25 protein-coding genes are annotated in these 25,122 nt (G+C 46.2%); 24 read left to right on the forward strand and 1 reads right to left on the reverse strand.

All coding sequences use genetic code 11. From position 1 onward, the window contains the following. The first annotated feature begins 2 nt into the window (after positions 1-2). The 24 genes from fliR to AC6R05_RS20865 all read left to right on the forward strand — a co-directional run bounded on the left by fliR (position 3) and on the right by AC6R05_RS20865 (position 23,495). Positions 3-785 carry a flagellar biosynthetic protein FliR gene (gene fliR / locus AC6R05_RS20750; RefSeq protein ID WP_032549653.1) on the forward strand — a complete coding sequence of 261 codons (783 nt, stop codon included), beginning with the start codon at positions 3-5 and terminating at the stop codon, positions 783-785. 197 nt (positions 786-982) lie between these two features. Further along, on the forward strand, positions 983-2,113 hold the full coding sequence (flhB, locus tag AC6R05_RS20755; RefSeq protein WP_032549651.1) for a flagellar biosynthesis protein FlhB: 1,131 nt from the start codon (positions 983-985) through the stop codon (positions 2,111-2,113). A 191-nt stretch (positions 2,114-2,304) separates the two neighbouring features. Then, complete coding sequence (gene flhA, locus AC6R05_RS20760) at positions 2,305-4,404, forward strand: flagellar biosynthesis protein FlhA (protein ID WP_032549650.1); 2,100 nt, start codon at positions 2,305-2,307, stop codon at positions 4,402-4,404. Positions 4,405-4,431: 27 nt separating this feature from the next. Further along, positions 4,432-5,910, forward strand: a complete 1,479-nt coding sequence (gene flhF / locus AC6R05_RS20765; RefSeq protein WP_150871451.1) for a flagellar biosynthesis GTPase FlhF — start codon at positions 4,432-4,434, stop codon at positions 5,908-5,910. Between the two features lie 13 nt (positions 5,911-5,923). After that, a complete protein-coding gene (locus tag AC6R05_RS20770; protein WP_032549648.1) occupies positions 5,924-6,811 on the forward strand; it encodes a MinD/ParA family protein in 888 nt (295 codons plus the stop codon). Next, the gene (locus tag AC6R05_RS20775) at positions 6,804-7,538 is read left to right on the forward strand and encodes an RNA polymerase sigma factor FliA (protein ID WP_152468337.1); all 735 of its coding nucleotides are present in this window, start codon (positions 6,804-6,806) and stop codon (positions 7,536-7,538) included. The genes AC6R05_RS20770 and AC6R05_RS20775 overlap by 8 nt, the downstream gene beginning before the upstream one ends. A 43-nt stretch (positions 7,539-7,581) precedes the next feature. After that, positions 7,582-7,950, forward strand: coding sequence for a chemotaxis response regulator CheY (gene cheY / locus AC6R05_RS20780; protein WP_008218307.1), 369 nt, complete (start codon positions 7,582-7,584; stop codon positions 7,948-7,950). Positions 7,951-8,061: 111 nt separating this feature from the next. Then, on the forward strand, positions 8,062-8,793 hold the full coding sequence (locus AC6R05_RS20785; RefSeq protein ID WP_150895501.1) for a protein phosphatase CheZ: 732 nt from the start codon (positions 8,062-8,064) through the stop codon (positions 8,791-8,793). A 9-nt stretch (positions 8,794-8,802) separates the two neighbouring features. Further along, entirely contained in the window at positions 8,803-11,013 is a 2,211-nt protein-coding gene (locus AC6R05_RS20790; RefSeq protein ID WP_500648499.1) for a chemotaxis protein CheA, read from the forward strand. A 13-nt stretch (positions 11,014-11,026) separates the two neighbouring features. Further along, complete coding sequence (locus AC6R05_RS20795; protein WP_032549644.1) at positions 11,027-12,139, forward strand: protein-glutamate methylesterase/protein-glutamine glutaminase; 1,113 nt, start codon at positions 11,027-11,029, stop codon at positions 12,137-12,139. Between the two features lie 10 nt (positions 12,140-12,149). After that, on the forward strand, positions 12,150-12,932 hold the full coding sequence (locus AC6R05_RS20800; RefSeq protein ID WP_500648500.1) for a ParA family protein: 783 nt from the start codon (positions 12,150-12,152) through the stop codon (positions 12,930-12,932). Beyond that, the gene (locus AC6R05_RS20805; protein WP_500648501.1) at positions 12,919-14,196 is read left to right on the forward strand and encodes a chemotaxis protein CheW; all 1,278 of its coding nucleotides are present in this window, start codon (positions 12,919-12,921) and stop codon (positions 14,194-14,196) included. Before AC6R05_RS20800 ends, AC6R05_RS20805 begins: the two co-directional genes overlap by 14 nt. A gap of 37 nt (positions 14,197-14,233) precedes the next feature. Next, positions 14,234-14,728 (forward strand): chemotaxis protein CheW, encoded by a 495-nt coding sequence (locus tag AC6R05_RS20810; RefSeq protein WP_032549641.1) that lies wholly within the window; start codon positions 14,234-14,236, stop codon positions 14,726-14,728. Continuing rightward, complete coding sequence (locus AC6R05_RS20815; protein WP_150871466.1) at positions 14,728-15,234, forward strand: DUF2802 domain-containing protein; 507 nt, start codon at positions 14,728-14,730, stop codon at positions 15,232-15,234. Before AC6R05_RS20810 ends, AC6R05_RS20815 begins: the two co-directional genes overlap by 1 nt. Positions 15,235-15,504: 270 nt before the next feature. Beyond that, the gene (gene ccmA / locus AC6R05_RS20820; protein ID WP_032549639.1) at positions 15,505-16,122 is read left to right on the forward strand and encodes a cytochrome c biogenesis heme-transporting ATPase CcmA; all 618 of its coding nucleotides are present in this window, start codon (positions 15,505-15,507) and stop codon (positions 16,120-16,122) included. A gap of 1 nt (position 16,123) precedes the next feature. Continuing rightward, the gene (ccmB, locus tag AC6R05_RS20825) at positions 16,124-16,792 is read left to right on the forward strand and encodes a heme exporter protein CcmB (protein WP_032549638.1); all 669 of its coding nucleotides are present in this window, start codon (positions 16,124-16,126) and stop codon (positions 16,790-16,792) included. Between the two features lie 136 nt (positions 16,793-16,928). Further along, the gene (locus AC6R05_RS20830) at positions 16,929-17,669 is read left to right on the forward strand and encodes a heme ABC transporter permease (RefSeq protein WP_032549637.1); all 741 of its coding nucleotides are present in this window, start codon (positions 16,929-16,931) and stop codon (positions 17,667-17,669) included. A gap of 15 nt (positions 17,670-17,684) precedes the next feature. Continuing rightward, positions 17,685-17,891 (forward strand): heme exporter protein CcmD, encoded by a 207-nt coding sequence (gene ccmD, locus AC6R05_RS20835; protein WP_032549636.1) that lies wholly within the window; start codon positions 17,685-17,687, stop codon positions 17,889-17,891. Next, positions 17,888-18,370: a cytochrome c maturation protein CcmE gene (ccmE, locus tag AC6R05_RS20840; RefSeq protein WP_032549635.1), complete on the forward strand. Its 483-nt coding sequence runs from the start codon at positions 17,888-17,890 to the stop codon at positions 18,368-18,370. The genes ccmD and ccmE overlap by 4 nt, the downstream gene beginning before the upstream one ends. Next, positions 18,367-20,337: a heme lyase CcmF/NrfE family subunit gene (locus AC6R05_RS20845; RefSeq protein ID WP_150871473.1), complete on the forward strand. Its 1,971-nt coding sequence runs from the start codon at positions 18,367-18,369 to the stop codon at positions 20,335-20,337. Before ccmE ends, AC6R05_RS20845 begins: the two co-directional genes overlap by 4 nt. Next, a complete protein-coding gene (locus tag AC6R05_RS20850; RefSeq protein ID WP_150871475.1) occupies positions 20,337-20,888 on the forward strand; it encodes a DsbE family thiol:disulfide interchange protein in 552 nt (183 codons plus the stop codon). Before AC6R05_RS20845 ends, AC6R05_RS20850 begins: the two co-directional genes overlap by 1 nt. Beyond that, the gene (locus AC6R05_RS20855) at positions 20,885-21,370 is read left to right on the forward strand and encodes a cytochrome c-type biogenesis protein (RefSeq protein ID WP_032549632.1); all 486 of its coding nucleotides are present in this window, start codon (positions 20,885-20,887) and stop codon (positions 21,368-21,370) included. Before AC6R05_RS20850 ends, AC6R05_RS20855 begins: the two co-directional genes overlap by 4 nt. Next, positions 21,370-22,590, forward strand: coding sequence for a c-type cytochrome biogenesis protein CcmI (gene ccmI, locus AC6R05_RS20860; RefSeq protein WP_500648502.1), 1,221 nt, complete (start codon positions 21,370-21,372; stop codon positions 22,588-22,590). The genes AC6R05_RS20855 and ccmI overlap by 1 nt, the downstream gene beginning before the upstream one ends. 116 nt (positions 22,591-22,706) lie before the next feature. Continuing rightward, on the forward strand, positions 22,707-23,495 hold the full coding sequence (locus AC6R05_RS20865) for an MlaA family lipoprotein (protein WP_500648503.1): 789 nt from the start codon (positions 22,707-22,709) through the stop codon (positions 23,493-23,495). Between the two features lie 82 nt (positions 23,496-23,577). Here the strand turns inward: AC6R05_RS20865 and AC6R05_RS20870 are convergent, their stop codons facing one another. Continuing rightward, complete coding sequence (locus AC6R05_RS20870) at positions 23,578-24,903, reverse strand: outer membrane protein transport protein (protein WP_152468346.1); 1,326 nt, start codon at positions 24,901-24,903, stop codon at positions 23,578-23,580. Between the last annotated feature and the right edge of the window lie 219 nt (positions 24,904-25,122).

A 25,122-nucleotide genomic window follows, 5' to 3' on the forward strand; every position in this document is an offset into this window, starting at 1 on the left:
CTATGGAATACCCGGCGTCCGTTGTTCTCGATTGGTTAGCGAACTATTTTTGGCCTTATACTCGTATCTCATCAATGTTGATGGTGATGACGGTAACCGGGGCGCGCTTTGTTTCACCCCGTATTCGCCTCTATCTTGGTCTCGCGATTACTTTTGCAGTGATGCCAGCCATTCCTGCTGTCCCACAAGATATTGAACTGCTCTCGTTTAAGGGCTTTTTGACTCTGTTTGAGCAGGTGTTAATTGGTATTGCGATGGGGATTGTGACCCAGTTTATGATTCAGACATTCGTAATGCTGGGTCAGATTCTCGGTATGCAATCGAGCTTGGGCTTCGCCTCGATGGTAGACCCGGCCAACGGACAAAATACTCCGGTTCTTGGTCAGCTGTTTATGTTCCTCGCGACCATGTTTTTCTTGGTCACCGACGGCCATCTGAAGATGCTACAGCTGGTGGTGTTTAGCTTTAAAACTCTACCGATTGGTAGTGGGTCGCTTACTGCTGTTGATTTTAGAGAGCTAGCTCTGTGGCTTGGTATTATGTTCAAAACCGCGTTGGCGATGTCACTCTCTGGCATTATTGCGCTACTTACGATTAACCTGTCGTTTGGTGTAATGACGCGTGCCGCGCCACAATTGAATATCTTCTCGCTCGGTTTCGCGTTTGCGTTGTTGGTTGGTTTGCTATTATGTTGGTACATCTTGGGCGGCCTTTACGGTCACTATGAACTGTTCTGGATGCAGGGCGAGCAGCAAATCTGTCGTCTGATCCGGTTGGATTGTTAGGTCAATAGACCCTAGTAATACCAATCACAGTAAGTAAGTGATCAAAAATAGCGCAGGAAAAAGGCTTGAGAACAAGGCAGAATTTTTCGATAAGTAGTTATCCTACAATCAAAAATTTTAACGCAGTTATCGAGCGTTTTAACAAGCTAGGGTGAGCAATTATTTACTACGATTGGTATAAATAGCAGGAGGCTGAATTGGCAGAGTCAGACGGTCAAGAACGCACAGAAGAGGCCACGCCCAGACGTTTGCAACAGGCCAAAGAGAAAGGGCAGGTTGCAAGGTCAAAAGAGCTCGCGTCAGCGTCAGTACTAATTATCGGAGCCGTCGCTTTAATGTGGTTTGGTGAATCTATGGCCAAAGCACTGTTCGAAGCGATGCAACGTCTGTTTTCTCTCAGCCGTGAAGAGATCTTTGACACCACTAAATTGCTAGAAATAGCGGGTGGTGCGATGGTCAATTTGCTGTTTCCGCTGCTTCTCATTCTGGTTACTCTGTTTGTTGCTGCTGTTATTGGTGCTGCTGGTGTCGGCGGGATCAGTTTCTCAATGCAGGCAGCAATGCCTAAGGCGTCTAAGTTGAACCCACTTAGTGGTATTAAGCGAATGTTTGGTATGCAGAGCTGGGTAGAGTTGATTAAGTCGATCCTTAAAGTGGCTCTGGTGTCGGGTATGGCCATCTATCTGATTCAAGCCTCGCAGGGCGATTTAATGCAGCTGAGTATGGATGTCTACCCACAGAACATCTTTCACGCGCTCGATATTCTGCTTAATTTCATCCTATTGATCAGTTGCTCACTGTTAATTGTGGTGGCTATCGATATTCCATTTCAAATCTGGCAACACGCCGACCAGTTGAAGATGACCAAGCAAGAAGTGAAAGATGAGTACAAAGATACGGAAGGTAAGCCTGAAGTGAAAGGGCGTATTCGTATGCTTCAACGTGAAGCTGCGCAGCGTCGTATGATGGCGGACGTTCCACAAGCCGATGTTATCGTCACTAACCCAGAACACTTCTCAGTTGCGCTGCGTTATAAGCAAGACCAAGACAAGGCGCCCGTTGTTGTTGCAAAGGGGGTTGATCATATGGCGATGAAGATCCGTGAAGTGGCACGTGAACACGACATCTATATCGTACCTGCACCGCCTCTTGCGCGTGCTTTGTATCATACAACAGAGCTTGAACAACAAATTCCTGACGGCTTATTTACGGCGGTGGCGCAAGTGCTTGCGTATGTTTTCCAGCTTAAGCAGTACCGTAAACGTGGCGGTGAACGCCCAAAACTGCAACAATCTAATATGCCGATCCCACCTGAGTTACGTCATTAGATCAAATACTTGAGCTGAGTTGAGTGAATGCGGATAATGACGGTTTACGAAAATCAATGTCGTCATGATGCAGTGTCGATAAATTGACGACTCGACACTGGTATGGTGTTTGCTATACCAATGCTGATTTGATAACCCTGATGTCGCGGTATTACGCAGTGGCATCAAAGATAGCGATGCAGTCCTGATTTATGAAATTCTCCTTACCTTTCTCGGATAAGCTACCCAAGCTACCAAACCGCGCGATGCCAGCTGTAGGTGCGCCAGTGATGGTCTTGGCGACGCTCGCTATGGTGATCTTACCGATCCCAGCTTTCCTACTGGATATGTTTTTCACCTTTAACATTGCATTGGCAATGGTGGTGTTATTGGTAACGGTTTATACCCGACGACCTCTCGACTTTGCAGCCTTCCCTACGGTACTGCTTATCGCAACGCTATTAAGACTTGCGCTGAACGTGGCATCAACGCGTGTGGTTCTTCTCTATGGTCATGAAGGGGGAGATGCGGCCGGTAACGTTATCGAGGCATTTGGTAACGTGGTAATTGGTGGTAACTACGCTGTCGGTCTGGTGGTCTTCTTAATCTTGATGATCATTAACTTCATGGTTGTAACCAAGGGTGCAGGCCGTATTTCAGAAGTAAGTGCACGTTTTACCTTGGATGCATTGCCAGGTAAACAGATGGCAATCGATGCCGACTTGAATGCGGGCTTGATTGACCAAGAGCAAGCGCGTACTCGTCGTTTTGAAGTGACCAAAGAAGCCGATTTCTACGGCTCAATGGATGGTGCGTCAAAATTCGTTAAAGGTGATGCTATTGCCGGTATCTTGATTCTCTTTATCAATATTATCGGTGGTTTGAGCATCGGTATGGCGCAGTTCGGCCTGGGCTTTGGCGAAGCGATCGAGATCTACACCCTGCTAACCATTGGTGATGGCTTGGTTGCACAGATTCCATCGCTATTGCTTTCGATTGCAGCAGCAATGATGGTAACTCGTCAGAACACCGATGAAGACATGGGGCAACAACTGGTGTTCCAGATGTTCGACAACCCGAAAGCTCTGATGATCACCGCGGCGATTCTTGGTGTGATGGGTATTGTGCCGGGTATGCCTCACTTTGCGTTTTTGACTCTAGCGATAGCAGCAGGAGCTGGTGCGTATTTCATTGATAAAAAGCAGAAGCAAAAAGCCAAAGAACCAAAACTGCCAGCTGCGATGGAGCCAGGTGGCGAAGCACCAGCGCAAAAAGAGCTATCTTGGGATGATGTTCAGCCTGTTGATACTATAGGCCTAGAAGTGGGCTATCGTTTGATTCCTTTGGTTGACAAAGACCAAGGCGGTGAGCTGCTTGAACGCGTGAAAGGTGTACGTAAAAAACTGTCTCAAGACTTTGGTTTCCTTATTCCAGCGGTTCATATTCGTGACAATCTTGAATTAACCCCCAACAGCTATCGAATTACTCTAATGGGCGTTGCAGTCGGTGAGGCTGAGATCAAACCGGATATGGAACTGGCGATTAACCCTGGCCAGGTCTATGGCATGATCGATGGTGAACCAACCATTGACCCAGCGTTTGGCCTAGAAGCAGTATGGATCCGTGAAGAGCAGCGTGAACATGCACAAGCTCTGGGTTACACCGTCGTCGATTCATCAACAGTACTCGCGACTCACCTGAGCCAGTTGTTAACCAATAACGCATCACAACTGCTTGGTCATGAAGAAGTGCAAAATCTATTGGAGATGCTCAGCCGCTCTGCACCTAAGCTGGTGGAAGGCTTTGTACCAGACCAACTGCAATTGGGTGTGGTGGTTAAAGTGCTTCAGAACCTGCTTAATGAAGCGATTCCGATTCGAGATGTGCGCACTATCGTACAAACTTTGGCGGAGTATTCGGGCAAGAGTCAAGAACCTGACATTCTTACAGCTGCAGTTCGCATCTCGCTGAAACGACTAATTGTTCAGGAAATCAATGGGATAGAGCCAGAGCTGCCTGTTATAACACTAATTCCTGAGCTGGAACAAATCTTGCATCAAACAATGCAGGCATCCGGTGGTGAATCTGCAGGAATTGAGCCTGGATTGGCAGAGCGTTTACAGACGTCACTAAGTCAGGCAACCCAAGAGCAAGAGCTTAAAGGAGAACCAGCGGTACTGCTTACTTCTGGTGTATTGCGATCAACATTAGCCAAGTTTGTTAAGAACACGATCCCAAGCTTACGAGTCCTCTCTTACCAAGAGATCCCAGACGAGAAGCAGATCCGAATCGTACAAGCTGTTGGAAACTAATCCGCGTAATTAGAACGGACTATTGAATTGAAAATTAAACGATTTTTTGCAAAAGACATGCGAACAGCGTTGCTCCAAGTTAAAGAAGAACTTGGTTCCGATGCTGTGATCATGTCTAACAAAAAGGTCGCAGGTGGCGTTGAAATCGTTGCAGCTATTGATGGTGAGTCTAATCAACCAGCAGCGGCGCCACGACTTAACAAGCCTCAGCCTTCGCAGAGTCAGTATACGCAAATGGCGGCACCAAAATCGGGTCAACGCCAGCTTGATGATGACAAAGTGAGTATTGGCGGTTCTGGCTCAGAGAGCGGCCGTTCAATGACTAAACGCTTTGCGAATATGCTTAAGCAGTACAGCCATGGCGCAGAGGAAGAGTCTCAACACCGTGCGGAAAACGAAGATTCGTTATCTGCGTTGTTAAACCGACAATCGGGTAACAAGCACAATGTTGATTCAGCGTTCTCTTCTCATGAGTCAGGCCTTGCTAAATTAATTGCAGAAGATCGACGTGTTGAGCGTCCACCACATCGCTTAGACCCAACTCGCTACGACCGTGGGCGTGAGCCAGAGTCGTCACGTAACTCAGATTCTGAAATGGAAACGATGCGTGAAGAGATGACCTCAATTCGTCGCCTGCTTGAACATCAAGTTTCAGGACTGATGTGGCAAGAGGTAGAGCGTCGTGAACCACTACGTGCAATGCTGATCAAACGACTTGAACGTATGGGTGTCTCTCCAGAGCTTGCCGACCAAATGGCCTGCTATATCCCTGAAGACACCAAACCTGCGCGAGCGTGGAAAGCACTGTTAGCACTGGTGGCGGATCAGATCACAGTAACCCAGAAAGATATTCTTAAACGTGGTGGCGTTGTGGCTCTTTTAGGGCCAACTGGTGTAGGTAAAACCACAACCGTTGCGAAGCTCGCTGCTCGAGCTGCAATGGAGTACGGTGCTGACAATGTTGCACTCGTTACAACCGACACCTATAGAATTGGTGCACATGAGCAACTCTCAATATATGGAAGAATTATGGGTTGTCCCGTAAGAGTTGCTAAAGATTCTAAAGAATTGGCCGATGTTATATATCAACTGCGTAACCGTCGCCTAATTCTGGTTGATACTGCAGGCATGGGACAGAGAGATGTTCGCCTGTCTGAGCAGTTAGACACACTGATGCAAGAGAGTGGTTCCGTAATTCACAGCTACTTGGTGTTGCCGGCTACAGCGCAGCGCAAAGTTCTGCAAGAGACGATAGAACACTTTAGAAGAATCCCGCTGTCGGGATGCATCCTAACTAAGCTAGATGAATCGCTAAGTTTGGGTGAATTCATCAGTGTAGTAATACAAAATGCATTACCAGTTGCGTACATCGCAAATGGTCAACGAGTTCCTGAAGATATCGTTATTGCTCAACCGAAGTACATGATTGCTAAGGCGAATGAGCTACTCGAGAAATCGACAGAGAATGAACCTCATTACTGGAATAGCGATTCTGAAGGACTCTAGGCGGCGGATAAATATGACTGAAAATATGATACATGACCAAGCTAGCGGCCTCCGTCGCTTAACAAAGCCTTCTTTGACCAAAGTTATTGCGGTAACTGGTGGTAAAGGTGGTGTGGGTAAATCTAACGTCACTCTTGGACTGGCTATCTGTATGGCACGTCAGGGCAAGAAGGTTATGGTGCTGGATGCCGATTTAGGCCTGGCTAACGTAGACATCATGTTAGGTATTCGTTCTAAACGAAACCTAGGCCACGTATTGGCGGGTGAGTGTGAGCTAAAAGACGCGATTGTGGAAGGTCCACACGGAATCAAGATTATTCCAGCAACGTCTGGCACTCAGAGCATGACCGAACTATCGCACGCGCAACACGCCGGTCTGATTCGAGCGTTTGGTACGCTAGAAGACGAAATGGACGTCTTGTTAATCGATACGGCAGCTGGTATATCTGACATGGTTGTGAGCTTCTCAAGAGCTGCACAAGACGTTGTTGTGGTCGTCTGTGACGAACCAACTTCTATCACTGATGCATATGCCTTGATTAAGCTTTTGAGTCGTGAACATCAGGTTCAGCGATTCAAAGTTGTCGCAAATATGGTCAGAAGTTACCGTGAAGGGCGAGAATTATTTGCAAAATTGACGCTTGTCACAGAGCGTTTCTTGAATGTGAGCCTCGAACTCGTAGCATGTATACCTCTAGATGATAAAGTACGTCAATCAGTCAAGAGACAGAAAATCGTAGTGGATGCGTTCCCGCGCTCTCCAGCTGCGTTAGCAATTAGCTCATTGGCGAATAAAGCGTTAACTTGGCCGATTCCGAAGACCCCAAGTGGTCACTTGGAGTTTTTCGTGGAACGTCTGTTAAATCGCAGTACATATGCAGAGGAACCATTTGGTGAATAAAGCGCTTACCTACAATCAACGCGGAAACCTCGATGGGCAGCAAGCCTTCTTCGAGAAGTATTCTGTGCTGGTTAAACGTATCGCTCATCACTTGTTGGGGCGATTGCCGCCTAATGTATTGGTGGATGACTTGATTCAAGCTGGTATGATCGGCTTGATTGAAGCACAGCAGAACTACGATGGTTCAAAAGGCGCGAGTTTTGAAACTTACGCTGGTATTCGAATTCGTGGTGCAATGCTGGATGATATCCGACGAGGCGACTGGGTGCCGAGATCGGTTCATAAGAACAACCGCGAGATCAGCAATGCGATTGCTGAACTTGAAGCGACTTTGAACCGAGATCCAAGCGATGCTGAAATCGCGAAGCACATGGGACTGACTTTAGAGCAGTACCACAGCGCTTTAACGGATATAAATTGTTCAAAGTTGGTCGGAATCGAAGATTTAGGCGTCTCAGATGATGTAATATCTCCGAATGAAGACTCTCAAGATAACTTACCTTTTCAGGGAGTTGCTGATGAGTCGTTTCGACAAGCTTTGATCGATTCAATAAAACAACTTCCAGAAAGAGAAGGCTTGGTCCTATCTCTTTACTATGACGAAGAACTCAATTTAAAAGAGATTGGGGAAGTATTAGGTGTCAGCGAATCTCGTGTCAGCCAGATATTGAGCCAATCTATGCAGCGTCTGCGCACTAAATTAAGTGCCTGGACACAGAACGACTAACAACACTGATTTTTATTCAGTGGAGGCTAATTTGAACAAAAACATGAAAATTCTCATTGTTGATGATTTTTCAACGATGCGCCGTATTGTTAAAAACCTACTTCGTGACTTAGGTTTCAACAACACTCAAGAAGCAGATGACGGTCTAACCGCACTTCCTATGCTGAAAAAAGGCGAATTTGATTTCGTGGTAACTGACTGGAACATGCCTGGGATGCAAGGTATCGACTTGCTGAAGCATATCCGTGCTGATGCGGAGCTGAAGCACTTGCCTGTACTTATGATCACTGCAGAAGCAAAACGTGAGCAGATCATTGAAGCAGCGCAAGCGGGTGTTAATGGTTACATTGTTAAGCCTTTCACTGCTGCAACGCTAAAAGAAAAACTAGATAAGATTTTTGAGCGCTTATAAGCCTCAGAGAGAAAGATTTAGGCGCTTCTGGGGGAGCAATAACTTTTTGGTTTCCCGTTTATCCCATAGATTGAAGCGTCGTAGTATATGCGGAGTAAGGCCGAATTCAGGATGATTTCATTAGAACAAGCAAAAAAATTAGTAGAGCTGCTTGAAAACGATGAGCAGCAACAAGCTGATTCTCTTGTTAGAAGCATGTATGAAGAGAATGTTGGTCTTCAAGACAACCCAATGCTTCAAGAAATAGGTTCTCTGACCCGCGATCTCCATGACTCTTTGACACAATTCAATTTCGATGAACGCATTAGTGTTATCGCAAATGATGAAATCCCAGACGCTCGGGATCGCCTTCAATATGTCATTGATAAAACGGAAGTCGCAGCAAATAAAACGATGGACGCGGTCGATCGTTGTATGCCAATCGCAGACAACCTACACGAGTGTTTACTTCAAGTAAGGCCTCAATGGAATGAACTGATGCATGGCCGCATTGAGCTGGCACAATTTAAAGCTTTATGTCACCGCATTGATGGATTACTTGTTCAGGTAGAAGGTGATAGCACCGAACTGCGCGGACAACTGACTGAAATCTTGATGGCTCAAGACTTCCAAGACTTAACTGGCCAAATCATTGGTAAGGTTATCACTCTTGTAAATGAAGTTGAGGGCCGCTTAGTTGAGATCCTGACCGTGTTTGGTGCGGATCAAGCTAGCCAAAATAAAGAGACCGATAAAAAAGCGTCAACCGAACCTGAAGGGCCAATCATGAACCCTGAAGAGCGAGCAGACGCAGTGGCATCTCAAGATGAAGTCGATGACTTGTTATCCAGTCTTGGATTTTAAAGGTAACGTATGAGCTACGAATTAGACGAAGACATTCTTCAGGACTTTTTAGTCGAAGCGGGCGAAATTCTTGAACTACTTTCTGAACAGTTAGTAGAACTTGAGAATAACCCAGATGATAAAGATCTACTAAATGCTATTTTCCGAGGTTTCCATACCGTGAAAGGTGGTGCAGGTTTCCTTGCACTCACTGAACTGGTTGATACCTGTCATGGCGCTGAGAATGTGTTCGACATTCTAAGAAATGGCCAACGTAGCGTAACAGCCGGTTTGATGGATACCATGCTTCAAGCACTGGATACCGTTAACGTACAGTTCCAAGCTGTTCAAGACCGAGAGCCTTTAGAGCCTGCAGAACAATCTCTGCTGGATGAATTGCATCGTCTATGTAAACCAGAATCAGAAGATGAGGTTGCTACTCCTGCACCTGTAGTTGAAGCGCCAGCACCCGTCATTGAGCCTGTTGCTGCACCGGAACCTGCAGCAACAGCTGATACCAATATCAATGCATCATCAGTCGATGAAATCTCTCAGGATGAATTCGAAAGACTGCTAGATGAACTGCACGGTAAGGGTGGTTCACCAACTGCAGCTGCAGAAGTGACACCGCCTCCAGCTCCAGCAGCGCCAGCACCTGCGGTAGATAGCGGTGACATTACAGACGATGAGTTTGAAAAACTGCTCGATGAATTGCATGGCGCAGGTAACAGCCCGTCTAACGCGAGTGCAGCGCCACCACCTCCACCTCCACCGCCAGCAGCACCAGTTGCCTCAGTTTCTGCAAGCGCAGATGGCGACGACTTGATGACGGATGAAGAGTTTGAAAAACTGCTCGATCAACTGCATGGTTCAGGTAATGGCCCATCAGCAGAAGAGTTAGATGCAGCGACCAAGCCAGCTGAAGTGAAGCCAGCTCCTGCTCCAGTAGCAACTGCGCCTCAGGCTGTTGCTGCACCTACAGCGGTACAAACCCCTGAACCAGTGAAAGCGCCAGCGCCTGTTAAGTCAGAAGCAAAAGCACCTGCCGCTAAGAAGCAACAAGCAGAAGCAACGGTACGTGTTGATACCTCAACACTAGACACCATCATGAACATGGTTGGTGAACTTGTGTTGGTACGTAACCGTCTAGTGAGCTTAGGTTTGAACAGCAACGACGAAGAAATGTCGAAAGCTGTTTCTAACTTAGACGTAGTTACTGCAGACCTACAAGGTGCAGTAATGAAGACGCGCATGCAGCCAATTAAGAAAGTATTTGGCCGTTTCCCACGCGTTGTACGTGACTTGGCTCGTAGCCTTAAGAAAGACATTGTACTTGAGATGCGTGGTGAAGAGACCGATCTCGATAAGAACCTCGTAGAGGCTCTTGCGGATCCATTGATTCACTTGGTTCGTAACTCAGTTGACCATGGTATTGAAATGCCTGAAGCACGTGTTGCTGCGGGTAAGTCTCGTACTGGTAAAGTGATTCTGTCTGCTTCACAAGAGGGTGATCATATCGAATTGGCTATCGTTGATGATGGCGGCGGTATGGACCCAGATAAGCTTCGTGCAATTGCGGTGAAACGTGGTTTGATGGATGAAGATGCTGCATCTCGTCTTTCGAACAAAGAGTGTTTCAACTTGATTTTTGCTCCAGGCTTCTCAAGTAAAGAACAAATTTCAGATATCTCTGGCCGTGGTGTAGGTATGGACGTAGTTAAAACTGCGATCAATACCCTGAACGGTTCTATCGATATCGACTCAGAAATGGGTAAAGGAACTAAGATCACAATCAAGGTTCCACTGACGCTAGCAATTCTACCGACATTGATGGTTGGTGTTGCTGGTCACCCATTCGCACTGCCATTGGCATCAGTAAACGAGATCTTCCACTTAGATCTTAGCCGTACAAACGTAGTTGATGGTCAGCTGACGATCATCGTTCGTGAAAAATCGATCCCGCTATTCTATCTACAGAATTGGTTAGCACCGAAAGCAGGCATCGTTGAGCTACGTAAAGGTCATGGTCACGTGGTTATTGTACAGCTCGGAAGTCAACGTGTTGGCTTTGTGGTTGATACTTTGATCGGCCAAGAAGAAGTGGTAATTAAACCTCTAGATAATTTGCTACAAGGCACGCCAGGTATGGCGGGAGCAACGATCACCAGTGATGGTCATATCGCTCTTATCTTAGATGTACCAGATCTACTGAAGCAGTACGCAGCAGCGTCTAGAATTTAATTTAAGGATAAATATGGCGATTAAAGTATTAGTCGTTGATGATTCGAGCTTTTTCCGTCGTCGAGTAAGCGAGATCATCAATTCAGAAGCGCGCCTAGAAGTCATTGACGTTGCCGTAAACGGCAAAGAAGCGGTCGAAAAAGCCAAAAGGCTGAGACCTGATGTCATCACAATGGATATTGAGATGCCAGTTATGGACGGTATTACTGCCGTCCGTGAAATCATGGCTGCAACACCAACGCCGATTCTAATGTTCTCTTCGTTAACACATGATGGTGCGAAGGCAACACTGGATGCGTTGGATGCAGGTGCTCTAGACTTTTTGCCGAAAAAGTTTGAAGACATTGCTCGAAACCGTGATGAGGCAGTTTCACTGCTACAACAACGTGTTATTGAGATCGCATCAAAGCGTGCGCTACTAAGACGTACAGCTTCGATTTCTCGCCCAGTGACGCCAGCTGCATCAACGGCAGCACCTGCAGTTTCTTCGTTGCGCCAACCAGCTGCTCCTGCTAAGCCAGCAGCAGCTAAGTTCCGCGCATCAGGCAAGAAGTATCAATTGACTGCTATTGGTACATCAACGGGTGGCCCTGTAGCACTTCAGAAGATTCTGACGCGTATCCCTGCGAATTACCCGCATCCAATTGTGTTGATTCAGCATATGCCGGCAACATTTACCGCAGCATTTGCGAGTCGTTTGAACACCTTATGTAAGATTGAAGTGCGTGAAGCTCAAGATGGCGACATGTTAAAACCTGGCGTTGCTTATCTAGCACCAGGCGGCAAACAGATGATGATAGATGGCCGTCCGGGTTCAGCTCGACTGCGTATCATCGATGGTGGCGACCGCATGAACTACAAACCTTGTGTGGATGTGACATTTGGCTCTGCGGCGAAGATCTATAACGACAAAGTGCTGTCTATGGTACTTACCGGAATGGGTGCAGATGGTCGTGAGGGTGCACGCATGCTTAAATCTGCAGGTTCAACCATTTGGGCACAAGATGAAGACAGCTGTGTTGTATATGGTATGCCTCAAGCGGTTGCTAAAGCGGGCATTTCAACTGAAGACCTTCCTCTTGAGCGAATCGCCGAGAGAATGTTGGTTGAAGTTGGCTTAGCTTAGGTAGCGCATCATGATTGTTTGGAGTGTTGCAAACCAAAAAGGTGGTGTAGGTAAAACTACAACAACGGTGACTTTAGCTGGGCTTTTGAGCCAAAAAGGTCATCGAGTTTTGTTGGTAGATACCGACCCACATGCATCACTGACGACGTATCTGGGTTACGACTCAGATACGGTCGAATCCAGTTTGTTTGACCTGTTTCAGTTGCGTGAGTTTACCGCTGAAACGGTGGCACCTTTGACTCTGCAAACAGAGGTTGAGGGTATCGATATCATTCCCGCGCACATGTCTTTGGCGACCTTAGACAGAGTGATGGGAAACCGTAGCGGTATGGGCTTAATATTAAAGCGCGCACTTGCAGCGGTGCAAGATGACTATGATTACGTGTTGATTGACTGTCCACCAATTCTTGGTGTGATGATGGTGAATGCGTTAGCAGCAAGCGATCGTATTTTGATCCCAGTGCAGACCGAGTTCTTGGCTATGAAAGGTCTTGAGCGAATGATCCGTACTTTGACCATCATGCAGAAGTCTCGCAAAGCGCCTTTTAAGGTAACGATTGTTCCTACTATGTACGACAAGCGTACCAAGGCGTCGCTGCAAACATTAACCCAGTTAAAACATGACTACCCGAATCAGGTGTGGACATCAGCAGTACCGATCGACACCAAGTTTAGGGATGCAAGTTTGAAGCGATTACCAGCGTCTCATTTTGCATCCGGCAGTCGTGGTGTATTTGCGTATAAGCAGCTGCTTATTTATCTCGAGAGGCTGGGTATTAATGAGCTCCAGTAAAGATTCAGCCATCGAGCAAGGCAGCTTATCAAGCGAACAAGCCCTGGATGATTATTTCACGGCTTTGCTTGATGAAAGCTTCGAAACCGAAGAAATTTGGGTTGACGACGAGGTCGTAGAACCACAACCTAAAGAGCCAGAGCCAGAGCCAGAGCCAGAGCCAGAGCCAGAGCCAGAGCCAGAGCCAGAGCCAGAGCCAGAGCCAGAGCCAGAGCCAGAGCCAGAGCCAGAGCCAGAGCCAGAGCCAGAGCCAGAGCCAGAGCCAGAGCCAGAGCCAGAGCCAGAGCCAGAGCCAGAGCCAAAACTTGCGGAATATTCGAGTTACTCTGAGATTCGCTCGGCAGAGTTTGAGGTCCCAAATCTTGAAGACGTGCAAAAGCTACTGAGCCAGTTGGAGTCGACTAATGTCGTTGAAGAGCTAAACCTCGACGACTTGATGGATCAGAACACGCAACAAATTGCGCTCCATTCGACGACCACTGTTGATATGCCTGTGGAAACGGATTTGGCACCTAAGATGGAAGTGGCTTCGCCAACTCTTGAAGTGGAAACGCCAGAACCACCAGTGGTAGAGCAACAAGCTGAAGAAGAGATTCAAAGCTGGGACATCGAAGAGCCCCTTTTTGAAAATGTAGCTGAAACGGTCGCGGAAGCAGAGCCTCAAGTCTTCAGTGAACCGGTTTATCAGCCGAGTATTGAAGCCGCTGAAGAGACGATTTCCGTACAGGAAGATTTAGAAACGGTAGAGCAAGAAGTTGAGCTTGAAACTCAAGCGGGTGGGGCAAGTAACTTCACTTCGTGGGAGAGCACAGTTCGTAGTGAAGACTTCCAAGTACTCTACTTTGATGTGAATGGTGTAACTTTTGCAGTCCCACTGGATGAACTTGGTGGCATACACCGTTTAGAAGAGTTGAGCCATCTGATTGGTCGCCCAGCTTGGTATTTAGGTCTTCAATCTAATCGAGATAGTCAATTAGATGTGGTCGATACCGCAAAATGGGTGATGTCTGAGAAGTTAACCAGTGACGAATACAAAGAAAACTATCAATATATAGTTATGCTTGGTGAGAGCATGTGGGGACTGGCGAGCACTGAGCTCAAAGGTACTGAGCTCTTAAATACAGATAAAGTACGCTGGCGAGAAATGGCAGGTAAACGTCCATGGCTCGCGGGTATGGTTAAAGAAAAAATGTGTGCTTTGATTCATGTTGAAGCATTGATCGCCATGCTAAATGCAGGGTTAGATGTAAAAGCATTAGATTAATAATAGTGAGCCGGTAACGGCGGCAAGAGGATTGAATATGTCTCAATTGAGTGAAGTTGAAGTAAGAAAAGATCAAACCAATGATGAAGTACTTCAATGGGTGACATTCCAACTTGAGGAAGAAACTTACGGCATCAACGTAATGCAGGTGCGTGAAGTTCTTCGTTATAGTGAGATTGCTCCAGTACCAGGTGCTCCAGACTACGTACTGGGTATTATTAACCTACGTGGTAACGTTGTAACAGTTATCGATACACGTTCACGTTTTGGTCTAATGCAAGGCGAGATCACTGACAACACTCGTATCATCGTTATCGAATCTGAGCGCCAAGTGATTGGTATCTTAGTTGATAGCGTGGCAGAGGTTGTTTACCTTCGTTCTTCTGAAATCGATACTACGCCAAGCGTTGGTACTGATGAAAGTGCTAAGTTCATCCAAGGTGTGAGCAACCGTGACGGTAAGCTTCTGATCCTAGTTGATTTGAACAAGCTACTAAGCGAAGACGAATGGGATGAGATGGCTCACCTGTAATGTTTGAAGCGCTTCCCTTAAGCCCAGCTGCACTGATTATTGGAGTTGGGTGTTTTACGCTATTTATCGTCGTGCTGTTGGGCAAAGTGAAAAGTGTCCTACAAAAGCAGCTCGACCACTCTCGTGCGCAGGTTCGTAGCTTAGAAAAAGAGCTTCAAAAATCGAGCAAGCAGTTACTAGAGGTGCGCTCTGTTGTGGTTGGTCTTGGCCAGAAAGTGACAGAGCAAGAAGATGTGATTAAGCATCTAAATGAGCGTATTGTTGAGTTAGAGCATGCCGATACAGACGGTAGACTCTACACTCGAGCGACCAAAATGGTTCAACTTGGCGCTGGAATAAACGAGCTTATCGAAGAGTGTGAACTGCCAAAAGCAGAAGCTGAGCTAATGATGTCTCTGCAGAATAAATTAGCAGGCAAAGAGAAGATCCCATCTCTTCGTAGCAACCCATCATCTTATGATGAGCAGCCTAAGTCTTACGATCGCCGTAAGCCACCACGTCGCTAAAAATAAGTTAAGCGCGAAACGCGAATCCAAAAAGAAGCTCAGGCTTCTTTTTTTGTTTTTGGTGCTTACTAATTGAAAATCTTACTTATAGAACGCTGTGTCTAAGTGTTTGTATCTTTGAGATATTATGTATTAAACATAAAATGTGTAAATTTTGACACAGCGTTAACAGTTTCTTACTGAGTTTGTTCTTTCGCAAAGACCTATTCCTGTTTTGTCACCATAATGGTGTGCTACTATACCCCTCTTATTATTGGACCTATATTTCCTATGTTAGAAGTCTCAAATTTAACCGCTATTCGTGACGAAAGAGTTCTCTTTGAATCTTTGTCTTTTCAACTCAAAGCTGGCGAACTCGTTCAGGTTGAGGGAAGAAATGGTACTGGCAAGACGACACTACTTAGGATCATCACCGGATTAGGCGATCGAGACGAAGGCACCATTTCATGGGATGGTCAGTCAATAGAGTCCAATCGCGATGCTTACCATCAAAATCTACTGTTTCTTGGTCACCAAACCGGTGTTAAGCGTGAGTTAAGTGCTTACGAGAACTTAAGCTTTTACCAATCTATTCACAGTGGCAAAGCAAGTAAGGAAGAACTGTACGGCGCACTTGCGCAAGTTGGTTTGGCAGGGCGAGAAGATGTGCCAGCAGGGCAGTTGTCTGCAGGACAGCAGCGCCGAGTAGCGTTGGCTCGTTTGTGGTTGAGCAAGCAGATGCTGTGGATCTTAGATGAGCCACTAACAGCAATCGATAAGCAGGGTGTGAAAGTTCTCGAGAATTTGTTTTCACAACATGCAGACAATGGCGGAATTGTGTTACTTACAACGCACCAAGATATGTTCGCCGACAGCCCGAAACTAAGAAAAATAAAGCTGGGTGAATAATATGATCGCTTCAATGACAATGATTATCCGACGTGAGCTTCTAATTGCGTTTCGTCGCCAAGCCGATATTTTCAACCCGTTGTGGTTCTTTATTATCGTTATCACTTTGTTTCCATTGAGTATTGGTCCCGAGCCTAACCTTCTTGCACGTATCTCTGCGGGGATCGTTTGGGTCGCTGCTCTGTTATCGGCTCTGCTTTCACTAGAGCGTCTATTTCGTGATGATTTTCAGGATGGAGCACTAGAACAGATGATGCTCATGCCCATCCCGTTGCAGTTGGTAGTATTGTCCAAGGTCATAGCACACTGGTTATTGACTGGTTTACCATTAATTTTAATTAGTCCACTTTTGGCTGTTCTGCTATCGCTGGATTTTGATACATGGCTTTCAGTTGTGTTGACCTTGCTGGTAGGGACGCCCGCGTTGAGTTTTATTGGTGCTATTGGTGTTGCACTGACGGTTGGGTTACAGAAAGGGGGCGTACTGCTGAGTTTGCTCATCCTACCGCTTTATATCCCAATTTTGATTTTTGCGACCTCGGCAATTGATGCGGCAGCACTAGGTGTTGCGTATAACGGTCAATTGGCTGTGTTAGGCGCGATGCTAATGGGTGCGATGACATTAACGCCTTTTGCTATTAGTGCAGCATTACGTGTGAGCGTGAACTAATTAAACAGATTTAGGTGTGAACTAATTGACACCATTGGACTCCTAGAGTCGCCATACGGAAAGCAACCGTAAATAAATTATAATAACTATAGCTTTAACAGCTGTAAGTAATATGAAGTAAGAGTGAGATTACAACATGTGGAAATGGCTCCATCCCTATGCCAAAGCGGAAACCTCTTATCAGCTTGCTGGTAAGCTTCTGCCATGGTTCTCAGTTCTAGCACTAGTGTGTCTATCCGTTGGTACCGTTTGGGGGCTTGCATTTGCACCTTCAGATTACCAACAAGGCGATAGCTTTAGAATTATCTACATTCACGTTCCATCAGCGATTTGGTCGATGGGTGTCTACATGTCGATGGCGATTGCAGCCTTTATCGGCCTTGTGTGGCAGGTGAGATTGTCGGATATGGCATCACTGGCAATGGCTCCAATCGGCGCTGTATTTACCTTTATTGCGCTTTTGACTGGTGCAGTTTGGGGTAAGCCAATGTGGGGTGCTTGGTGGGTGTGGGACGCTCGTTTAACATCAGAACTGATCTTACTATTTTTGTACTTGGGCGTTATCGCTCTGCACCACGCTTTTGATGATCAGAAAACAGCGGCAAAAGCAGCAGGTATTCTTGCTATTGTCGGTGTGATTAACCTACCTATTATTCACTTCTCAGTAGAGTGGTGGAATACACTGCACCAAGGTGCGACGATCACTAAGTTCGATAAGCCATCGATCTCAAGCGATATGTTGTGGCCACTGCTTCTTAATATTTTCGGTTTTGCATTCTTCTTCGGCGCCGTGATGATGGTTCGTTTCCGTAACGAAATCATCAGCAAAGAAGGTCATCGTCCGTGGGTCCGCAAACTAGCGGCCGAAAAAGCGTAATCGGGGTAGGTAATTATGTATTTTGAATCTCTAAGTGATTTCTTTGCGATGGGCGGTTACGCCTCTTACGTTTGGAGTGCATTCGGAATCACTTTTCTTGCGATGATCATCCTGCTAGTAGTTAGCGTTCGTCGTGGTAAGCAATTGCTCAATGAAGTACAAGCTAAAGTTGATCGCCAGGCGCGAATCGATGCAGCGAAAAAAATGGAGAACACTCTATGAACCCAAGGCGTAAAAAGAGACTGGGCATTGTCCTAGCTATTTTTATTGGTATTAGTGCGACTGTCGGTTTGATGGTTTATGCACTGAATCAAAACATGGATCTGTTCTACACACCAACGGAATTGGTAAACGGTAAAGACGGCCATAAGCCAGAAGTAGGCCAACGCCTGCGAATTGGTGGCATGGTTGTTGTTGGCTCTGTGAAGCGTGATAACGAATCTTTGCGCGTAAGCTTCGATTTAGCGGATGTTGGCCCTAAGGTAACCATTCTTTACGATGGTATTCTTCCTGATCTTTTCCGTGAGGGACAAGGTATTGTTGCTCAGGGCGTATTAAAAGATGCGACGACCATCGAAGCATTTGAAGTTCTAGCTAAGCACGATGAAGAGTACATGCCTTCTGAAGTCGCTGAAGCGATGAAAAAGACACACGAGCCTTTGCAATACTCGACTGAACAAAAAGAAGGAAGTGCTAAATGATAGCCGAGATCGGCCACTTTGCCATGATCCTATCGCTAGGGTTGGCATTGTTGCTGAGTGTGCTCCCACTCTACGGAGCAGCTCGCAATAACACTTTGTTGATGAACAGTGCCCGCCCACTTTCTTGGGGTATGTTCATTTTCCTAGCGATTTCGTTTTTTATTCTATGTTACGCGTTCTACACCAATGACTTTACTGTCCAGTATGTAGCGAGTAACTCAAACAGCCAGCTACCTTGGTACTACCGTATTACGGCGGTATGGGGTGCACACGAAGGCTCACTACTGCTTTGGGTATTAATCCAAGCAGGTTGGACTGTTGCGGTAGCGGTGTTTAGCCGTGGTATGCCACAAGAGTCGGTAGCGCGTGTTCTGGCGATCATGGGTCTGATTACTGTCGGTTTCTTGCTGTTCATCATTGTGACCTCGAACCCGTTCTTACGTACCTTGCCATTCTTCCCTGTTGATGGTCGTGACTTAAACCCGCTTCTACAAGATCCAGGTTTGATCATTCACCCACCAATGCTTTACATGGGTTATGTAGGCTTCTCGGTAGCGTTCTCTTTTGCAATTGCATCTCTAATGAGCGGTCGCTTGGATACGGCATGGGCGCGTTGGTCTCGTCCTTGGACAATCGCGGCTTGGTTATTCCTAACTCTAGGTATCGCACTAGGTTCATGGTGGGCTTATTACGAACTAGGCTGGGGCGGCTGGTGGTTCTGGGATCCAGTAGAAAACGCATCATTCATGCCTTGGCTGGCAGGTACTGCTTTAATGCACTCTTTAGCGGTGACAGAAAAGCGCGGTACATTTAAAGCGTGGACAGTACTGCTAGCAATCTCAGCATTCTCGTTGAGCTTACTGGGTACCTTCCTCGTTCGTTCAGGTATCTTGGTATCGGTTCACGCCTTTGCTTCAGATCCTGCTCGCGGTATGTTTATCTTGGGCTTCTTAGTCTTTGTTATCGGTGGTTCTTTACTTCTGTTCGCTGTAAAAGGCGCAGCAGTACGAGTTCGTGGTAACTTCGACCTTGTTTCTCGTGAGAACTCACTGCTTGCGAACAACGTGCTACTTATCGCAGCGCTTGTGGTTGTATTAGTTGGTACATTGTTACCGCTTGTGCATAAGCAGATTGGTCTTGGTTCAGTATCTATCGGTGCTCCATTCTTCGATATGCTGTTCTTCTGGTTGATGATTCCTTTCTCGTTCCTACTTGGTATCGGTCCACTGATCCGTTGGAAGCGCGACAACCTGTCTAAGCTTGTTAAACCAATGGTTGTGTCTGGCGTATTGTCACTTGGTTTGAGCTGGTTGATGGTGAGCGTGCTTGCTGAATACTTCAGCGGTACTGCGTTTGCTGGCTGGGTAATGGCATTCTGGATCATCTTCATGCACGGCTTTGAGCTGCATGAACGTGCGACGCACCGCCATAGTTTCTGGACGGGTGTTACTAAGATTCAGCGCAGCCACTGGGCTATGATGTTGGGTCACCTTGGTCTTGCCGTTACTGTTATCGGTATCGCTATGGTACAAAACTATAGCATCGAGCGTGATGTGCGTTTGGCTCCAGGTGAATACTACCAACTTGAAGAGTACGATTTCTACTTTGCAGGTGTTCGTGACAAAGACGGTCCGAACTACGATGGCTACATTGCTGATTTTGAAATCACAAAAGATGGTAAGTACATCAACACATTGCACGCAGAGAAACGTTTCTACACCACTGCCAAGTCTATGATGACTGAAGCAGCGATTGATCGCGGTGTGACTCGCGACCTGTACATTGCGATGGGTGAACGTCTAGATGACAATAAATCTTGGGCTGTTCGTGTTTACTACAAACCATTCGTTCGTTGGATTTGGGCTGGCTCTCTGATCATGTCGATTGGTGGTGCTATTGCGATCAGTGACCGTCGTTACCGTTTCCGCAAGCCAGCGAAAAAGACAGCAGAGAAGCAGGAGGCTTAATGAATAAGAAGATACTTTTCATTCCATTGATTGCTTTTATGGCACTGGCTGTCATTTTTGCAACTCAGCTTGTACGCAACCAGTCGGGTGATGACCCGACTAAGCTTGAATCAGTATTGATTGGCAAAGAGGTTCCTGAATTCCGTCTAGAAGACCTAGCGGAGCCGGGCAAACTGTACGACCAAGCTGTATTTAAAGGCGAGCCTCTGCTTCTGAACGTTTGGGCTACATGGTGCCCAACGTGTTACGCAGAGCACTCTTACTTGAACAAACTAGCTGCACAAGGCGTTAAGATCATTGGCTTGAACTACAAAGATGATCGTACAAAAGCGGTAGGTTGGTTGAATGAGCTTGGTAACCCTTACCTAATCAGTTTATTCGATGGCAATGGCATGTTAGGCCTAGATCTAGGCGTATATGGTGCTCCAGAGACTTTTCTGATTGATGCGAACGGCGTTGTTCGTTACCGCCACGTTGGTGATGTAAACCCAACTAACTGGGCATCAACGCTTGAGCCTATGTATCAAGACTTGTTGGAGGAAGCAAAATGATTAAACACGCACTGATTGCGCTGTTAGCAACGTTTGCTATTTCTCTAACAGCTACTGCGGCTATTGAGATCCATGAGTTTGATAACTTGCAACAAGAGCAGCAGTTCAAAAATTTGAGCAACACGCTGCGTTGTCCAAAATGTCAAAACAACACCATTGGTGATTCGAATGCAGAACTAGCAGTCGACCTTCGCCAAAAAGTGTATGAGATGACGAAAGAGGGCAAGTCTGAGCAAGAGATCATTGATTACATGATTGCACGCTACGGCAATTTCGTTACCTACAATCCGCCATTAACGCTAGCAACATCGATCCTATGGGTTGGTCCATTTGCCGTTGTGGTATTTGGTTTCGCGCTGATTGTACTACGCAGCAGAAAGTCGAAAGCGAAAGCTGTAGAGTCAAATGAAGATTGGGATGCTGACAAAGAAGCACGTTTAAAAGCGTTACTCGATGAAGAGAACGACGGAGACAAGAAGTAATGACTCTATTTTGGATTTCTACAATTATCCTTTCATTAGCTGCTGTCGTGTTGATTGTCTTGCCATTTGTGAACAAGAAAGCCAACAACGATGAAGCTCTTCGTGATGAATTGAACAAGGCTTTCTATAAAGATCGTCTAGATGAGCTAGAAGTTGAAGCGGAAGAAGGTTTAGTTGATAACCAACAAGAGCTGATTGCTGATCTTAAGCAGTCTCTTCTTGATGATATTCCAGCAGAAAAAGCGAACAAGAAGACCCAGATTTCAACAGTTGTTGTGGTTGTGCCGTCTGTGCTGATGGTAATCGCGCTTAGTTACGGTATGTACTTTCAGTTTGGTGCGATGGACAAGGTTCAGCACTGGCAGCAAGTGAGTGCAAATCTACCGGCTCTATCTAAGAAGTTGATGTCTGCAGAGGGCAGTGCGCTGACGGACGATGAGTTGGAAGACCTAACGCTTGCACTTCGTACACGTCTGCACTACCAGCCTAAAGATTCGACAGGTTGGTTATTGTTGGGTCGTATCGCTCTTGCGAATCGCGACGCGCAAACGGCTATCGATGCAATGGAGCGAGCTTACAAGCTTGAGCCAAATAACGAAGACGTTCAGTTAGGTTTTGCACAGGCGTTAATGCTATCGCCAGATGAAGCGGAACAGAACCAAGCTCGCCTGCTACTAAGCCGTTTGGTACAGAAAGACTACGTCGATTTGCGTGTATTCTCACTGCTAGCGTTTGATGCATTCGAGCGTCAAGACTATCCGTCAGCGGTGAAATACTGGAGCATCATGCAACAGATGATCGGTCCTCAAGACAGCCGTTACGAGATGCTATCGCGCAGCATCGAGAGTGCTCAGAAGAAAATGGGTAACTTGATGGGTGTAGCGGAAGGTAAAAGTGTTGCTGTGACCTTGAACCTAGGTGAGCAAGTTAATGCTGATCCTAATGCTGTACTTATCGTGTCAGTACATAGAGCAGATGGTTCTCCTATGCCAGTGGCCGCAGCTCGCTACCCGCTAGGTGCATTCCCTCGAACCGTTGTACTGGATGATGGTAATAGCATGATGGAGGGCATCAAGCTGTCTAGTCTTGAATCTCTGATGGTTCGCGCTAGGCTTGATACAGATGGCAACGTTGCGACTCGCGAAGGCGATTGGTACGGTGAGAGTGAGGTGGTAGAGCTAGGTTCTCCGGTAACACTAAGTATTGACCAGCAGTATTAATAAGCGAATTGCACAAGCGAGGCTATTCCGATTTCTTTAGAAACGTTATAGACTTACGCAAACAATTGAGGCCAGCGATTGCTGGCCTTTTTATTATTCCTTATGGAAAAGGTGTTATGTCTATCAGCATTTTAAGACTTTTTAGCTTAATCTTAGCTGCCACTATTACGGTCGGGTGTTCAAGTGTGCCCGATGAAGAAGTCGCACAATCAGATAGCCAAGTGACGACGGAATATGAAGCTGAATCGCATCCTAATGACCCTTTTGAAGGCTTCAACCGTGCTATGTGGGATATCAACTATGAGTATCTTGATCCTTACTTAGTACGCCCTGTGTCTCTTGCTTACGTTAACTACACACCAGTTCCGGTGCGTACCGGTATTTCTAACTTTCTAGCGAACTTGGATGAACCAGCCAGTATGGTCAATAACTTGATCATGGGTAATGGTGAAAAAGCGCTGGATCACTTCAACCGTTTTTGGATTAACACTACTTTCGGTTTGGTTGGTTTGATTGATATTGCGAGTGAAGCGGGCATCACCAAATACGATGATAAATCGTTTTCTGACGCTATCGGTCACTATGGGGTTGGCAATGGTCCATACTTCATGATTCCGGGTTATGGTCCTGTGACCACGCGTGAAGTGGCAGATCAGGTCGATGGTCTATATGTGCCACTCTCGTTATTGAACTTCTGGGCAGGTTTAGGTAAGTGGGCACTAGAAGGTATGGAGTCGCGTGCTCAACTCGTATCTCAAGAAGCGTTGCTTGAAGATTCTCCAGACCCTTATGCTCTGACGCGTGATATCTATATTCAACGTCGTGACTTTAAGGCAGAAATTGAGCCAGAAGAGGTCGACCTAGAAGAGGAAGATTTGATTGATGGCTATTTGGAAGACTTTTAACGATTAGCCTTAGCAAGTCAGTAGATATAAAAAAGCTCGGTAAGTACCGAGCTTTTTTGATCTTGCTTTGTATTCAAATAGCCTAGAAACGGTAGTTCGCTTGAACACCCACTAGCCAGATGCTGCCTGAGGTTTCACCAACAAACTTACCACCGATAGCTTCAGCTTGATCATCTGATGCGTAGCCGCGAGATTCTGTGATCGGAGCGTCTTTAGCTAGAATATATGTAAATCCTGCATCCAGAGATAGTTGCTCTGACCATTGGTAGCCTGCACCAATGCTTAGCCAAGTACGGTCGGTTTCTGGGATAGTGATTGTACGGTTTTTGTCACTAACAGCTGACGTATCGTAAGCGATACCTGAACGAAGAGTTAGTTTTTGATTTAACTGATAAGTACCGCCTAGTGCCAAACGGTAGTTGTCTTCCCAGTTTTCAACTTTTACTGTGTGGCTACCATTGTTGTCCAATTCAGCTTGAAGTTTTTCGAACGAACTCCAGTCTGTCCAGTTAAAGCTAACATGAATCGCTAGTTTATCTGAAAGTTGGTGGTAGGTTGCTAATTCTGCTGTAGCAGGAAGTGCAAGGTTCATGTAGCCAGTATCTCGTTGACCGCCTGCTAGACCGAAGCCTAGACCTTCTGCATGTCCTTCTAACTTCAGGTCAACTTCAGATTTGTATGAAAAGCCGATACGGTGTGCTTCGTTGATTTGCCAAGCTGTACCAATTTGCCAACCCCATGCAGTATCGTCACCTTCCATGTATTTTAGTGTGGTACCTGCTGGTACAGAGATAGGCATTCCTGTACCAGGATCAACACCAACTGCATTCTTTTCAGGCGCTGTAGCGCCAAAGCTACCTTCACCCATCACGTATCGTACGCCACCACCAATACTTACAGCTTCGTTCAGTTGGTATGCAATGTTTACATTTGCTTCTTTAGTTATGACGCTTGCTTCGTTGCCAAAGTGAGAAGCTGCAAAGTCTTTGCCTAGGTCTGTTTCCATACCGTAGTTGGTACCAAAAGCTAAACCGACCGCAAGTTTTTCATTATAGCGATGCGAAAGGTAGAAGTTAGGAATCACAGCATCATTAGCGAAATCATTTGAAGATGCATTAGTTGAGCCTAGTGCTGGGTGTGCATGTGTTACTTCACCGCTTACATCAATATTTGGGTCAACGTAGATTGCGCCAACAGAAACCTGTGTACCTTCTAGGTAGGTAAGCATCGCAGGGTTACGCCATTGTGCGCCTGCATTGTCTGCCATTGCTGCTTCACCTGCGTATGCACGACCAAGGCCAGTTGCTGAGTATTCTGCTAGTTGGAAGCCTGCAGCGTGTGTTACACCAGATGTAGAAAGTAAACCAACTGCCACTGCAGCAGATAGGAGAGTCTTATTCATTTTCATTATTATGTTCGCTGAATCATAAGTATTAAGGTCAGTGATTTTACTTTTAGAGCTATTACTTTAAAAATGAAATTCGAATAAAACACTGTTTTAGGTATTAAATGATTAAAAATGACCTGATTGCAGCTAAAAAAACTGAATGTTTCGAGGGTGTTACGGATTTTGAGCGTACACTTGTAGTGATATAAAGGCGTTACAGGATACAGGTGTAAGCTTAAT

The organism is Vibrio sp. R11-SG3-ISO9 (assembly GCF_059834255.1).

Excerpts from the sequence above, each read along its gene's own strand:
- AC6R05_RS20870 (WP_152468346.1), bottom strand. The coding sequence starts at position 24,903 with ATGAAAATGAATAAGACTCTCCTATCTGCTGCAGTGGCAGTTGGTTTA.
- fliR (WP_032549653.1), top strand. The coding sequence starts at position 3 with ATGGAATACCCGGCGTCCGTTGTTCTCGATTGGTTAGCGAACTATTTT.
- ccmI (WP_500648502.1), top strand. The coding sequence starts at position 21,370 with ATGACTCTATTTTGGATTTCTACAATTATCCTTTCATTAGCTGCTGTC.
- AC6R05_RS20845 (WP_150871473.1), top strand. The coding sequence starts at position 18,367 with ATGATAGCCGAGATCGGCCACTTTGCCATGATCCTATCGCTAGGGTTG.
- AC6R05_RS20865 (WP_500648503.1), top strand. The coding sequence starts at position 22,707 with ATGTCTATCAGCATTTTAAGACTTTTTAGCTTAATCTTAGCTGCCACT.
- ccmA (WP_032549639.1), top strand. The coding sequence starts at position 15,505 with ATGTTAGAAGTCTCAAATTTAACCGCTATTCGTGACGAAAGAGTTCTC.
- AC6R05_RS20810 (WP_032549641.1), top strand. The coding sequence starts at position 14,234 with ATGTCTCAATTGAGTGAAGTTGAAGTAAGAAAAGATCAAACCAATGAT.
- ccmB (WP_032549638.1), top strand. The coding sequence starts at position 16,124 with ATGATCGCTTCAATGACAATGATTATCCGACGTGAGCTTCTAATTGCG.
- ccmD (WP_032549636.1), top strand. The coding sequence starts at position 17,685 with ATGTATTTTGAATCTCTAAGTGATTTCTTTGCGATGGGCGGTTACGCC.
- AC6R05_RS20795 (WP_032549644.1), top strand. The coding sequence starts at position 11,027 with ATGGCGATTAAAGTATTAGTCGTTGATGATTCGAGCTTTTTCCGTCGT.
- AC6R05_RS20785 (WP_150895501.1), top strand. The coding sequence starts at position 8,062 with ATGATTTCATTAGAACAAGCAAAAAAATTAGTAGAGCTGCTTGAAAAC.
- AC6R05_RS20770 (WP_032549648.1), top strand. The coding sequence starts at position 5,924 with ATGACTGAAAATATGATACATGACCAAGCTAGCGGCCTCCGTCGCTTA.
- AC6R05_RS20805 (WP_500648501.1), top strand. The coding sequence starts at position 12,919 with ATGAGCTCCAGTAAAGATTCAGCCATCGAGCAAGGCAGCTTATCAAGC.
- flhA (WP_032549650.1), top strand. The coding sequence starts at position 2,305 with ATGAAATTCTCCTTACCTTTCTCGGATAAGCTACCCAAGCTACCAAAC.
- AC6R05_RS20790 (WP_500648499.1), top strand. The coding sequence starts at position 8,803 with ATGAGCTACGAATTAGACGAAGACATTCTTCAGGACTTTTTAGTCGAA.
- AC6R05_RS20850 (WP_150871475.1), top strand. The coding sequence starts at position 20,337 with ATGAATAAGAAGATACTTTTCATTCCATTGATTGCTTTTATGGCACTG.
- AC6R05_RS20855 (WP_032549632.1), top strand. The coding sequence starts at position 20,885 with ATGATTAAACACGCACTGATTGCGCTGTTAGCAACGTTTGCTATTTCT.
- cheY (WP_008218307.1), top strand. The coding sequence starts at position 7,582 with ATGAAAATTCTCATTGTTGATGATTTTTCAACGATGCGCCGTATTGTT.
- AC6R05_RS20815 (WP_150871466.1), top strand. The coding sequence starts at position 14,728 with ATGTTTGAAGCGCTTCCCTTAAGCCCAGCTGCACTGATTATTGGAGTT.
- AC6R05_RS20800 (WP_500648500.1), top strand. The coding sequence starts at position 12,150 with ATGATTGTTTGGAGTGTTGCAAACCAAAAAGGTGGTGTAGGTAAAACT.
- ccmE (WP_032549635.1), top strand. The coding sequence starts at position 17,888 with ATGAACCCAAGGCGTAAAAAGAGACTGGGCATTGTCCTAGCTATTTTT.
- AC6R05_RS20830 (WP_032549637.1), top strand. The coding sequence starts at position 16,929 with ATGTGGAAATGGCTCCATCCCTATGCCAAAGCGGAAACCTCTTATCAG.